This window comes from Pseudomonas kitaguniensis, assembly GCF_049199985.1.
GTDB lineage: Bacteria > Pseudomonadota > Gammaproteobacteria > Pseudomonadales > Pseudomonadaceae > Aquipseudomonas > Aquipseudomonas kitaguniensis.
The window spans coordinates 1-12296 of record NZ_JBLZPT010000024.1 but is presented as its reverse complement, the minus strand read 5'-3'; the positions used below and the strand labels follow the sequence as shown (position 1 = coordinate 12296).

Below are 12296 nucleotides of genomic sequence, written 5' to 3'. Positions count from 1 at the left end.
CTCTAACAGACGCATTGACGACCGTGAGCGCGCGCCATTAATGGGCAATTCATGTCCACCACGATCGCCTGCCTTGACTGATTCAAGCGCGGGCAATGCGTACAATAACGAATCCAAGGCGGTATTCTCCGGTAGGTGGCGCCGGGATGACTTGCACCACCACCAGAACGAAGCCACATCAACACATTTGCAACCCGCGTAAGGTGGCCATATGCATGGGCGTTACTTTCAGAGCCATGGTGAGGGGCAGTGGCTATAACTTCAGTAGAAACATGACGCGGCCACACTAACCAGCTGGTTGCGTAGTTACGCCCCGTGCCTAACGGAGAGTCACCCGTAAATACAATGCTGTAAGGAAACAACCCATCGTAAGAGGGCGATAAAAACACTAGGCACTCTCTGTTATAAGCCGTCAAGTAAAGATAGAACGCACTGTTAGTCGGAACCGGAGGCATTCGAAGTTCCACAGCGTTGAGCGGGATCAGCAAATCAGGCTCGCCTCCTGCGCAGTAGCCTTTCTTTTTGAATTCGGAGAAATCGAACCAACGTACGCAGACATTATGCCGGATGGCCTGCAGCGCAATTTTTCTAATCCGGTCGGCAGTCTTGATCATGGCTATCCAAGCCGAAGCCACTTGATAGGTGATCTTTCCTCTACGAGCGCGATACCTGATCCTGTTCTCAGCATTGCGAAACACTCTCGCCGCCGCAGCGCCCTGTTTGACTTCCGCAGCAGCTGCCCATTCCTTGAGCCAGCCCAAACCATCATTGTCCTCGTCAGGACTTTCAGAATATTTATATGCTCGCCAATACTCTCTTTCATGGCCTGTTTGCTCATAAACAGGCTCGGGCATAAAATCGCCGTGATTGTCCAAATCTCGAGATACGTCCCCTCTGAATGACTCGGCTTCTTCTACCAAACGCTCCATAGCCTGCTCTGGATGGGGCAGTAAAACAGGCAGCGAATGCAGCCACTCGCCTGGCAGCCAGAACTCTCGCACCGTGACATTGGAAGTATCAAGGATATCTACCAGGCCACCCGCATGGTCAGCGTCGGCATGCGTGCACACCACGATGTCCAAGTCGTCGACATAAAAGTTCGCCAGTTCTGCAGCAAGACGCGCACTTGTTGTGCCGCCATCGACCAGTACCGTGCGACCAGCACGCTGCAACAAAAATGCATCTCCGTTTACAGGTAATGCGACTAGGTTATTCATTGCGTCAGCGCGCTCCGGTTGTCCTGAAAGACCTCTTTCTCATGGTATTTGAGGTAAGCGACAAGCTCCTTAGGTACAAAACGCAGCGGTTTGGGTAACCCCAGCGCCTGCCGATGCCGTTGATCCAGGCGCTTCGATATCTGCATCTGGCCCGCGCTATCAAACGCAATGAGCCCTTTGTCGAACAACGCATCTAAATTCGCCGACAGTAGAAGACCGTTATGCCGGTCCAGGCGTTGCTTGGGATTGGACTTGATCCAGGGTTTTACATGAGACGCACGAAGAATCTGCCTGCACGCCAAACCCGTCACCGAGCAAGCTCCACCCCAAATCTGCATCAGGTCCTCACGAAACTTGCCCTGGCCACGGCGCGCGTTAACCCGAGTCAGTACCTGCGTGACAGGTTCATTGCCGCTGGCCATGTCCTCGGCCGGCAATGGCTCGGAAGGCGCAGATTGAATAGCGTCAATCAGGCGATCCCATTTTTCGTTGCGCTGCGCCGCCGGTATAGCATCCAGAATTCGACCTACCGTCGGTAGGTCCAAATCGGTGTACGTACTGTACATCCCAAGTAGCCTCTGCTTTCCCGTGATCGTGCGTGGGTCTAAGGTGATCGGTGTGTCAAACCACCAAAAAAACTCCTCGGGACAGATCCAGTTTGGAATCCAGTTCAGGTCTTTTTCCCACGCTTTCAAAAACTTCTTTTGGTCGCCTCCAAACCGCTGTCGGACATTTTCAACACCCCACACTTCGTCCCAAAGATCGTTCAACGATAACTCGCGAGCGATGGCTTCCCGTTGTACTTTATGGTGTTGTTCTAACAGACCGATTGCATTCCCTGCGATGCCGACCAACTGCTGAATACCATCGTGAGAGGCGGTCAAGAATACAAATGTCTGCCCGGCATTTTCGTCAATGGGCGCCGCGCCGACCCTCTCAGTGTGAAACACTCGAAAACGACTATCGCCGCGCGACAGTAACATGTTGGGCGAGTTGTTCCATTCTTCATGCCCATAACCGTTTGCTTCAGGGAAACCGCTAGTCCCAAGTACCCCCGAAGGTGCCAGGTACTGGTTAGTGTTCCAAAAAATAGGTTTCTGAATAAACAGGGCCATTGGTTTTTCGTCCTTGATTAATCTCTGTGGTGCAGTCATTCGGAGGTACCAGGCCCTCATCGAACCTACCTAGAGGCCTGATGAGTGATCGGGCTGATCTCTTTCCAGGCCAATCCTAGAGCAAAATACAGGCAAAATGCCACCACCCAATAACGGTACGGACTACTCCCCTCAGCGCGCACACCGCGGAATCCGCAACCCCAAGCTCTCCCGCAGCGTCGTACCTTCATACGCCGTGCGATAAACACCACGTGCTTGCAACAACGGTATGACTTCCTGGGTAAAGCGCGTGAATTGCTCCGGGTGCCCGATGTAGAGATTAAAACCATCCACGGCGCGTGCTTCGAACCACGCGGCGATCTTTTGTGCGACGGTCTCAGCCGTGCCTACGAAAGCGCCGGGGCGCAGTTGTCGACCGAACGCTATGGCTTGGCGCAAGGTGAAGCCTTGCTCGCGGGCCTGGTCTGCAATGCGTTTGGCGGCGGTGAAAAAGCTGCTGCGTGCGGCCTCCAGGCTCTGCTGCGGAAACGGCGCATCGAGGTCATATTGGCTGAAATCATGCCAGCCGAAATTACGCCCGAATTCTTTCAGCGCAAGCTCAAAACTATGGTCGGCCTGATGGTAGTGCTGTTCGATTTCACGTGCGTGCTCGTCGGTGTCGCCGACGTAGATTTCGGCCCCCGGCATTATCAGTAATTGCTCTGGGTCGCGACCGTGCTGCGCCGCCCTGGCCTTTATGTCGCGGTAAAAAGCCTGGCCCTGCTCGATGCTGGCTGCATGGGTAAAAATGACATCGGCCGTCGCGGCGCCGAGGTCGCGGCCTTGTGCCGAATCGCCGGCCTGGAATATCACTGGCTGGCCTTGCGGCGAGCGTTGGATATTCAGCGGGCCGACCACCGAAAAGTGCTCGCCCTTGTGGTTCAGGCTGTGCAGTTTGCGTGGGTCGAGAAACTCGCCGGTGGCTCTGTCACGCACAAACGCATCGTCCTCGTAAGAGTTCCACAGCCCCTGCACCACCTGGACGTGTTCGGCCGCCCGGCCATAGCGGGTGTCGTAATCATAATGTTCGTCGCGGCTGTAATTACCGGCAGTGCCAGCGTCGCCGCTGGTCACCACGTTCCAGCCGGCGCGGCCTTTGCTGATCAGGTCGAGTGAGGCCAGGCGCCGCGCGACGTTGTACGGCGAGTTGTACGAAGTGGTCAGCGTGCCGACCAAGCCGATATGCCGCGTGCTGACGGCAAGCGCCGAGAGCAGCGTCAGCGGCTCCAGGCGATTCAGATAATGAGAGGGCGACCCCTCGGTGATGAACTGGCTGTCGACGATAAACATCAAGTCGAGCAGTGCCGCCTCGGCCTGGCGCGCGATGTCGATGTACCAGTCGACGTTTACGCTGGCGTCGGCAGGCAGTTGAGGATCCAGCCACAGGTTGTGGCGGCCTGGCCCACCACAGCCCATGGTCAAGGCGCCCAGTTTGAGCTGTCTTTTGGTCATATCGAACTATTCCTTCAAGCGTTCAGGGCTGAGTGGTGGCGACGGCGGGCTGCAATGCGGCCGCGAATGACAGGTCGAACAGGCTGGCTGCCGGGTACGATTTGACCAGGCCCTGGCCTGCGAAAAAGTCCACGGTCTTTTGCGCTTCGACGGGCGACTGCGCCGTGAGTGGCTCGACCGTGGTGCGCGCTCTGGCAAACCAGGCGCGTGCGATGTTTGCATCGGCGCGGGTGCGTTTGGCCCAGGCGTCTGCATAAGCGTCGGTGTTGGCGGGGCTTTGACGTGTCCAGTCACGGGCTTTTTTCAGGCGCTGGAGGAAGTCACTGATTTGCGCGCGCTTGGTATCCACAGCTTTCGCGTTGGCGGCAATAAAACTTTGAGCGGGGATCAACCCGTCGGCGGTTGCCAGCACCCGTGCACCTTGGCGCTCAAGCTGCGTCACGTAGGGCTCCCACGTGGCGATGACGTCAACCGAGCCGCCCTCAAGCGCATGTGATGCGTCCAGCGCGCTCAGGTAGCGCAACGTCAGCGAGTCGCGTGGCACACCGGCTTTGTCCAGCGCGGTGAGCAGCAGTTGCTGGCTCCAGGAGCCTTTCCAGACGGCCGCGCGTTTGCCTGCAAGGTCTGCGAGGCTGTGGATCGACGAGTCTTTTTTGACCAGAATGGCCACGCCGTCAAGGTTTTGCCGACTGACTGCAATCACCTTGATCGGCGCGCCCAAAGCGCCCAGGAACAGCACGGGCGCGTCACCCAGCAAGCCAATATCCAGGCTGTTGGCGTTGAGCGCTTCGGCGACCGGCGACCCCGCTGTAAATTGCTTCCATTCAAGCTGATAGGGCAAATCGTCGAGCACGCCCGCCGCTTCCATCACCGCTTGAGCGTTGTAACTTTGGTCACCGACCACCAGCGTTTGCGCGTTCGCGGTCAGGCACAGGAATGCGGCGGCCATGGCCGCCGCGAGTTTTGTCAGGTAACGCACGTTCGTCTCCAGATGCCCTCTCGGGCATTTCAAGTCGATCCGCGCGCACGGTCTCGGCATTCTGTGTAGGGGTGCACACGATGAAGGCCTGAGCGCCGCCTGTAAAATACTGATAACGCATAACGTAATTCACAAAAAATGCAATAAATGCATTCGTTTACTGGCCTAGTGTCGCCTCTGGTCGTCGCCCCTCAACTGAACCGAATATCCAACGCGCGCAAATACGTTTGCAGCCCCGCGTCCTGGATCGGGATCAGGAACGCCTCCTTGTCGGACTCATTGAAGTGCGCGTGCCAGTAGCCCGGTGGCGTCACGAACGCGAGGCCGGGCGACCAGTCGACGCGTACCGGGTTGTGAATCTGCCCTTGCGCGTCCAGCTCGGTGCCCACCAGCGAATAACAGCCCGTGGGGCAGTCGATGATGAAGTCGAGTGCTATCGATTGGTGGCGGTGGGGCTTTTGGATCGAGCCGGCGGGCAGGATTCCGTACATGGCCCACAGCACATGCGTCACGGTTCGAGTCTGCGGGAAGTTGCGATTGCCCAGCAAAATACTGATACGGCTGCGGTCCTGAGCACGCGGGTCGTCTGCCGCTTCGCGCAGTTTCAAGTTAGCCAGCGCTGCGGGATACAGCGTCGGCAAGAAGCGGTCGGTGCTGCGCGTCACGCCCAGGTAGCGCAACAGCGGTTCATCGTGCACGTAGTAAAGACGCGCATCCTGGGTGGCGCGAAAGCGCGCTTGCAGCAGGCCAGGCAGCGCGATAAAACAGCCGGCGGACCATTCAATGGCGTGCTCGCCCTGCACCACTGTGCCCGCGCCTGCTATCACATAAAACACTTGTGAAGTGGCATTCGGGTGCAGGTTCAGCGCTTCACCGGCGTTCAGCCGAATGAAATTGGCGCACAGCCCAGGCCCGGTCGCCGGGCCTTCGCAGCCCAGCTCAGCGCTGAGGTCAAGCGGCACGACCCGTGAGGGGCCGCTGTCATACAGCGACGCCGGGAAGCTGTGGTAAGGAATCCGGCTGATCAGATTAGCGCTGATCGGGTTGGCCGCTTTGCTGTACTCAAAGTACTCGGCATCGACTAAGGGGTTTGACACATCGTCGGGCAGGTCGGGCTTGAATTCGCGGTTCATTATGCTCACCTTTATTGTCTGGCGTTCACGGCCACCCGGTGAATCAACGGGGCGGTAGAACCACTATAGGCGCTCCGTCTGTGCATTTGGCGCGCCGCTCATGCTCAAACGTCATAATCCCCTGTTCGTCTGCGTGGTAATCTCGCGCCACCATGAATAGACATTGATCGTCACTCGACGATGACCAGAGCCAGGAAAGAACATGCCAAAAATTTCTCACTCAGCGCTGCGCCGCCAATTCCGTGAACTGTTTGCAAAGCAAATCTGCGTTGAAACCGCTTCCGTCTTCGACCCCATGTCTGCGCGCATCGCCGCCGACCTGGGTTTTGAAGTGGGCATTCTGGGTGGCTCAGTCGCTTCGTTGCAGGTACTCGCGGCACCCGATTTTGCGCTGATTACACTGAGTGAGTTCGTTGAGCAGGCGACCCGGATCGGCCGTGTGGCCCAGTTGCCGTTCATCGCCGACGCCGACCACGGCTACGGTAATGCGCTGAATGTGATGCGCACCGTCGAAGAACTTGAGCGTGCAGGCGTTGCGGCGCTCACCATCGAAGACACGCTGTTGCCCGCGCAATTCGGGCGCAAGTCCACCGACCTGATTACGGTCGAGGAAGGCATCGGCAAGGTCAAGGCGGCGCTTGAAGCGCGCGTCGACCCGGAACTGTCGATCATCGCCCGCACGAATGCCGGCGTGTTGCCGACCGAAGACGTGATCGCGCGCACCAAAGCTTATGAAAAGGCCGGCGCGGACGGTATCTGCATGGTCGGCGTGAAAGACTTCGAGCACCTTGAGCAGATCGCGCAAAACCTCAGCGTGCCACTGATGCTGGTGACCTACGGCAACCCCAAGCTCAATGACAGTGAGCGCCTGGCCGCGCTGGGCGTGCGCATTGTGGTCGCTGGCCACGGCGCCTACTTTGCGTCGATCAAGGCGACTTACGACAGCCTGCGTGCCCAACGCAAGTTGACCCACAGCACCTCCAACCTCAGCGCTACCGAGTTGACGCACACCTACACGCTGCCGGAAAGCTACGTGGCCTGGGCTGAAGAATTCATGGATGTGAACGAGTAAATCTGCCCCACACCGGCGGAGAGTCGCCCGACTGTCCGCCGCCCCTTCGATCTATGCATATGCTCTAACGATATTTAAACAATATTTGTTATATCTATAGAGTCATCCCCCAACACTTGGCAAAGCCTGTCGCGCCTGATTTCAGTCGCCGTGACCGCGCGCTGTCGCCAGCAAATCCCCCGATTCCACTTCCTCGTCGAGTTCATCATGAAAGGCATCAACCTTCGCTCGCTGTCCGCCACCCTGGGGTGCGCCGCGCTGCTGAGCGCCCTGTTTGCGTCATCAGCCATGGCCGGTTTGCTCGAGAAAGGCCGCACCAACGGGCTGGTTGCCGGCATCGCCAATGAACAGCCTTACGCCTATATCGGCACCGATGGAAAAATCACCGGGGCGAATGTCGAGGTGCTTGAGGCCATCCTCAAATCCTTGGGCATCACCCGCATTGAAACCCCGATCACCGATTTCGGTTCTTTAGTGCCGGGGCTCGCGGCGGGGCGTTTCGACCTGATTGGCGCAGGGCTCTTTATCAATGCCAGCCGCTGCAAAGTGATTGGCTACTCCAACCCCGTCACCCGTTCCGGCGGTGCCTTTATCGTCAAGGCGGGTAACCCGCTGAAGCTGCACAGCCTGCAGGACGTTGCCGCGAACCCCAAGGCGCGGCTGGCCACGCAGACCGGCTCCAACCAGGTGCAGGAAGCCCGAGACACGAAGATTGCCGCGAGCAATGTGGTGCTGTTCGACAAAGACACCGAAGCGCTTGCCGCGCTTGAAGCCGACCGCGTTGACGTGGTGTATTTCCCGGATGCCGAGATCATCAGCCTGGTCAAAAAAGCCAACAGCCAGGCCATCGAGCGCGCCCTGCCCTTTGAGCAAATCCCTGATGCGCACGGCCAACCGTCGTGGAATTACCACGCCTATGGCCTGCCGAAAAACGACCCTGAGTTCACTCAAGCGTTTAACGAGCAACTGGCAAAAATGCGCGCGTCCGGTGAGTTGCTGAAGATCCTGCAAAAATACGGCTACAGCGAAAATGAATTGCCGGAAGCAGGTGTGACTGCCGCACAACGCTGCGCGCTCTGAGGCGTCATGTCGATTGAACCGTCAACGCTGGACACCGCAGCGTTTATTGCGCGCCAGTTAGCCCAAGGCGCGCTGACCACCGTGCACATCACCGTGCTGGCAGAGGTGCTGGTGCTGGTGTTGTCCCTGGTGATTGCGCTGATGCGGTTGTCACCCTCCCGCGCGCTGCGCTGGATCGCCACGGTGTACGTCGAAGTGCTGCGCGGTATCTCGGCGCTGGTGCTGCTGTTTTACCTGTTTTTTATCTTGCCGTTGTTCGGCATCCGCCTGTCGCCGATGACCACCGGCGTACTTGGCCTGGGCCTGACATTTTCGGCGTATGGTTCAGAGATCGTGCGTTCGGCGCTGATCAACGTCAGTCGCGGCCAGCACGACGCCCTGCGTGCGCTGGACTTTGCGCCAGTGACTGCCTTTCGCCGCATCCTGTTGCCCCAAGCCTTGCCGTTCATGCTGCCGCCGCTGGGTAACCAGTGCGTGGAGCTGCTGAAAACCACCTCGCTGGTGTCGCTGATCACCTTGAGTGATTTGACCTTTTCCGGCGGCCAATTGGTGACCACCTTGGGGCAGCAAACGCTGATCTGGAGCCTCGTGCTGGTGTGTTATTTCGTCATGGCGTGGCCGTTGAGCTGGCTGGTCAGGCGCTATGAACGACGCGTAACCGCATGGCGACAGGACCGCAGCGCATGAATTTCGACTACGCGTTTGCCTGGTCGATTGTTCCCGACCTGTTGCTCGGCTTGCTGGTGACCCTGCAAGTAGTGGTGTTGGGTTTTCTGCTTGCGGTGTTGTTGGGGTTGGCGCTGGCCATTGCGCAACGCTCGCGTGTTGGCGTGCTTCACGCGCTGAGCCGCGGCTACCTGAGTTTCTTTCGCAACACGCCATTGATGGTGCAGTTGTATGTGCTGTTTTTCGCCTTCCCGCTGATTGGCATCACCCTGCCCGCGATCTCGACCGGCGTTATCGGGTTGGGGCTTTATTACGGCGCCTACATTGCCGAAGCCTACCGCGGCGCCATCGAGGGCGTGCCAGCCGGTCAATGGGAGGCCGCCAAGGCGCTGGACCTGGATACCGCCACCACATGGCGGCGGGTGGTGTTGCCACAAGCACTTAAACCGATGCTGCCGATTCTGGGTAACTACCTGATCGGCATGTTCAAGGAAACCCCGCTGCTGGCGGTGATCACCATTCCGGAACTGTTCCAGGCGGCCAAGCAGATCGCAGGCATGACCTACCGTTACAACGAACCCTACACGGTCATGGCTTTGATGTTCCTGGCGATCAGCGTGCCGACCTCCCTGTTCTTCCGCTACCTTGAAAGGCGCAGCCATGACTGATCTCGCCCACCCTCACCGCCTGGCGCCGGCGCAGATTCAGCTCACGCAAGTGGTCAAAGACTTTGGCAAAACGCGGGTCATCGACCACCTCGACCTGAGCATTGCGCAAGGCCAAAAGGTCGCCTTGATCGGCCCCAGTGGTTCCGGTAAATCCACGGTACTGCGCTTGATCAAGGGGCTGGAAACCTACCAACACGGCCGTATCGAAGTGGCTGGTGCGCCGGTGCCCGCAAAGCCTGCCGGCTGGCGTTGGCCCGGCGCCAAAAGAGCACCGGTGGTGCATCGCGTAGGCATGGTGTTCCAGCAGTTCAACCTGTTTCCGCACCTGACAGTTCAGCAAAATATCACCGAAGCGCCATTGCGCGTATTGAAGCTCAGCCGTGACGAGGCCGCTGCCCGCGCAGAGCAATACTTGGGCCTGGTCGGTTTGAGCCACAAGGCCGACGCGTACCCGAGCCAGCTTTCTGGTGGGCAACAACAGCGCGTGGCGATTGCCCGCGCATTGGCGATGCGGCCGCAGGTGATGCTGTTCGACGAAGTCACCTCGGCCCTCGACCCGGAATTGGTCGGCGAAGTGTTGGCGGTGATACGCGCGATTGCTCACGAGCAGCAGATGACCATGCTCTTGGTGACGCATGAAATGAAGTTCGCCCAGGACATCGCTGATCGGGTGTTGTTTATGGAGGCCGGCAAAATCGTCGCGGATGGCTCACCGCAGCAGATCCTGGTCAACCCCGACAACCCGCGCACGCGACGCTTCCTCAATCTGGTTGAGCAGCGTTAATCGCGCGCGCAGTTAATGGGCCGGTTCTACCCTACCCAGCCGACAGCGCTTTTGGGAATCACCTCCGACTCATCCAGTTTGGAGGCAAACATGCTCACCGCTTCGACGGCATCGCTGGTGCTGGTGCGGATTTGCAAGATAACCGAGCCCGCTTGGTCGGCCAGGCTGACGCCGCGCTGCGCGCCTTCCTGGGTGGCGTTCATGCTGGTCACGGCGTCACGGGTTTCCGAGAGGATCATGCCGATCATCTCGGCAATTTCTGCCGTGGAGCGGCTGGTGCGCCCGGCCAGTTGCCTGACCTCATCCGCCACCACCGCGAAACCACGGCCCTGATCACCCGCGCGTGCAGCCTCGATGGCGGCGTTTAGCGCGAGCAAGTTGGTTTGGTCGGCGATGCCGCGAATGGTGTTGACGATGGCGGTAATTTGCTCGGAGCGTTCGCCCAACTGGCCCACCAGCTTGGCCGAGGTGCCGATGTTATCGGCGATGCGGCGCATTTCACTGGCGGTGTCCTGGATCACCTGTGTGCCGTGTTCGGCGAACCGCTCGGTTTCCGAGGAAATATGGTACGCCCGAGAGGCACCGCGCGAATCTTCCTCGAACTTCTCGACGCGCTCGGTGATGTCGCTGGCGAACTTAACGATTTTCACCAGCTTGCCTTCACCGTCGTACACCGGGTTGTAACTGGCCTCCAGCCACGTGACCCGGCCATGCTTGCCGAGGCGTTTGAATTGCCCGGTAAAAAACTCACCGTTGTTCAAGCGTCGCCAAAAATCGGCGTACTCGCTGCTGTTGATCAAGCTGGGTTCGCAAAACAGACGATGGTGCTTGCCTTTGATTTCCGCCAACGCGTAACCCATCACCTGCAAAAAGTTCGGGTTGGCGTCCAATACCTGGCCGTTCAGGTCAAACTCGATCACCGCCATGGCGCGATCCAATGCCGTCAGTTTGCTGCGAGTGACGGCTTCCTGTTCGACCTTGTCGGTCACGTCCAACGCGTACTTGACCACTTTCATGGCTTGCCCGCGCTCATCCAGCACCGGGTTGTAGCTGGCCTCCAACCACACCGTGCGGCCGCTGCTGTGCACACGTTTGAACGTGCCGGAAGCAAACTTCCCGGCTTTGAGTTCGCGCCAGAACTCGGTATAGGCAGGGCTGTTGGTCAGCGCCGGCAAGCAAAAGTCACGGTGCGACTTGCTGGCCAATTGATCGGCGGTGTAACCCATCGTCCTCATAAAGTTATCGTTGGCGCGTAACACCTTGCCGTTAAGGTCAAATTCGACCACGGCCATGGAGCGCTCGAGTGCAGCAATCAGTCCTTTGTACTCGGTAACGTCGGCCCTCCTGGCCGCCAGTTCTGTTTTGAGTTTTTTGTTGAACATGACGTAGCCTCTGCCGTGCGGAAAATCCAGGTGTTCCAGTTGGCTATCGACCCGTAAAGACGCGACTTGATGGGTAAAAAATAATTATTAATTGACGTCAAATATTCGCTGGCTACCCAGCGTTGCAACCCCGCAAACGTAAGGTTGTACGCGGCGTCTGTGGTTAAATTGGCACTCTTTTTTCCGCCAGGAATACAACATGGCCAACCACGACCTGAGCTACACTCCCGACCCCGATGCCGACTCGATTTCCTCCGACGTTATTGGCTTCAACGGGATTCTGGTGTCTACCCAGATCCCGACCCGCGCCGATGGCAGCCTGGAGCTTGGCGATATAACGCTGCAAAGCGAATGCACCCTGCAAGCCCTGAAGGTTGCGTTGGAAAAAGCCGGCAGCTCGATGGACCGCGTGATGCACCTGACCATCTACCTCACCGACATGGCCGACCGCGCTGCGTTTAACGCGGTCTACAAACGCTATTTCGCCACGCCATGGCCGGTTCGCGCCGCGGTAGGCGTCGCCGCCCTGGCCGTTGACGGCATGCGCGTGGAAGTCACCGCGATGGCCGCCAAGGCCTGAATTGTGGGAGATTCTATGGTTTTGGGGAAGCCTCCAAAACCGCTTTCGACTGGTATTCGCTCAGGTTTTTCATGAGAGAAAACGCGATGCGAGCCAGCTTGCGGGCGATGATGACCAGGGCCTGAGTCG

General features: G+C 58.4%; 11 protein-coding genes and 3 pseudogenes. 6 read left to right on the top strand and 8 right to left on the bottom strand.

Translation table 11 applies throughout. The annotated features are described in order from the left end of the window. Positions 1 to 2 precede the first annotated feature (2 nt). The 5 genes from ACOZK9_RS22865 to ACOZK9_RS22845 form a co-directional block, all read right to left on the bottom strand. Positions 3 to 1217 (bottom strand): MBL fold metallo-hydrolase, encoded by a 1215-nt coding sequence (locus tag ACOZK9_RS22865; protein WP_152749167.1) that lies wholly within the window; start codon positions 1215 to 1217, stop codon positions 3 to 5. Continuing rightward, a complete protein-coding gene (locus ACOZK9_RS22860) occupies positions 1214 to 2371 on the bottom strand; it encodes an HNH endonuclease (protein ID WP_241678149.1) in 1158 nt (385 codons plus the stop codon). The genes ACOZK9_RS22865 and ACOZK9_RS22860 overlap by 4 nt, the downstream gene beginning before the upstream one ends. Positions 2372 to 2503: 132 nt before the next feature. Further along, the gene (locus ACOZK9_RS22855; protein ID WP_421556613.1) at positions 2504 to 3823 is read right to left on the bottom strand and encodes an LLM class flavin-dependent oxidoreductase; all 1320 of its coding nucleotides are present in this window, start codon (positions 3821 to 3823) and stop codon (positions 2504 to 2506) included. A 22-nt stretch (positions 3824 to 3845) separates the two neighbouring features. Then, the gene (locus tag ACOZK9_RS22850) at positions 3846 to 4802 is read right to left on the bottom strand and encodes an ABC transporter substrate-binding protein (protein WP_421556612.1); all 957 of its coding nucleotides are present in this window, start codon (positions 4800 to 4802) and stop codon (positions 3846 to 3848) included. Between the two features lie 191 nt (positions 4803 to 4993). Further along, positions 4994 to 5935 (bottom strand): cupin domain-containing protein, encoded by a 942-nt coding sequence (locus ACOZK9_RS22845; protein WP_122251489.1) that lies wholly within the window; start codon positions 5933 to 5935, stop codon positions 4994 to 4996. Between the two features lie 202 nt (positions 5936 to 6137). Here ACOZK9_RS22845 and ACOZK9_RS22840 point away from each other — a divergent pair, with 202 nt between their 5' ends. The 5 genes from ACOZK9_RS22840 to ACOZK9_RS22820 all read left to right on the top strand — a co-directional run bounded on the left by ACOZK9_RS22840 (position 6138) and on the right by ACOZK9_RS22820 (position 10205). After that, entirely contained in the window at positions 6138 to 7007 is an 870-nt protein-coding gene (locus tag ACOZK9_RS22840) for an isocitrate lyase/PEP mutase family protein (RefSeq protein WP_058411535.1), read from the top strand. A 207-nt stretch (positions 7008 to 7214) separates the two neighbouring features. Next, a complete protein-coding gene (gene ehuB, locus ACOZK9_RS22835; RefSeq protein ID WP_421556611.1) occupies positions 7215 to 8087 on the top strand; it encodes an ectoine/hydroxyectoine ABC transporter substrate-binding protein EhuB in 873 nt (290 codons plus the stop codon). A 6-nt stretch (positions 8088 to 8093) separates the two neighbouring features. After that, entirely contained in the window at positions 8094 to 8774 is a 681-nt protein-coding gene (gene ehuC, locus ACOZK9_RS22830) for an ectoine/hydroxyectoine ABC transporter permease subunit EhuC (RefSeq protein WP_058411537.1), read from the top strand. After that, positions 8771 to 9421 (top strand): ectoine/hydroxyectoine ABC transporter permease subunit EhuD, encoded by a 651-nt coding sequence (gene ehuD, locus ACOZK9_RS22825; protein WP_152745232.1) that lies wholly within the window; start codon positions 8771 to 8773, stop codon positions 9419 to 9421. Before ehuC ends, ehuD begins: the two co-directional genes overlap by 4 nt. Further along, on the top strand, positions 9414 to 10205 hold the full coding sequence (locus tag ACOZK9_RS22820) for an amino acid ABC transporter ATP-binding protein (protein WP_058411539.1): 792 nt from the start codon (positions 9414 to 9416) through the stop codon (positions 10203 to 10205). The genes ehuD and ACOZK9_RS22820 overlap by 8 nt, the downstream gene beginning before the upstream one ends. Before the next feature lie 26 nt (positions 10206 to 10231). On the opposite strand, the pseudogene ACOZK9_RS22815 reads toward ACOZK9_RS22820, so the two are convergent. Both ACOZK9_RS22815 and ACOZK9_RS22810 read right to left on the bottom strand, forming a co-directional pair. Further along, positions 10232 to 10708 (bottom strand): annotated as a pseudogene (locus ACOZK9_RS22815) (methyl-accepting chemotaxis protein); the annotation flags it as partial. A gap of 111 nt (positions 10709 to 10819) precedes the next feature. Then, positions 10820 to 11587 (bottom strand): annotated as a pseudogene (locus ACOZK9_RS22810) (PAS domain-containing protein); the annotation flags it as partial. A gap of 199 nt (positions 11588 to 11786) precedes the next feature. Between ACOZK9_RS22810 and ACOZK9_RS22805 the strand changes: the two are divergent. Continuing rightward, positions 11787 to 12167 carry a RidA family protein gene (locus tag ACOZK9_RS22805; protein WP_058411541.1) on the top strand — a complete coding sequence of 127 codons (381 nt, stop codon included), beginning with the start codon at positions 11787 to 11789 and terminating at the stop codon, positions 12165 to 12167. A 13-nt stretch (positions 12168 to 12180) separates the two neighbouring features. On the opposite strand, the pseudogene ACOZK9_RS27500 reads toward ACOZK9_RS22805, so the two are convergent. After that, positions 12181 to 12296: pseudogene (locus ACOZK9_RS27500) on the bottom strand (IS110 family transposase); the annotation flags it as partial.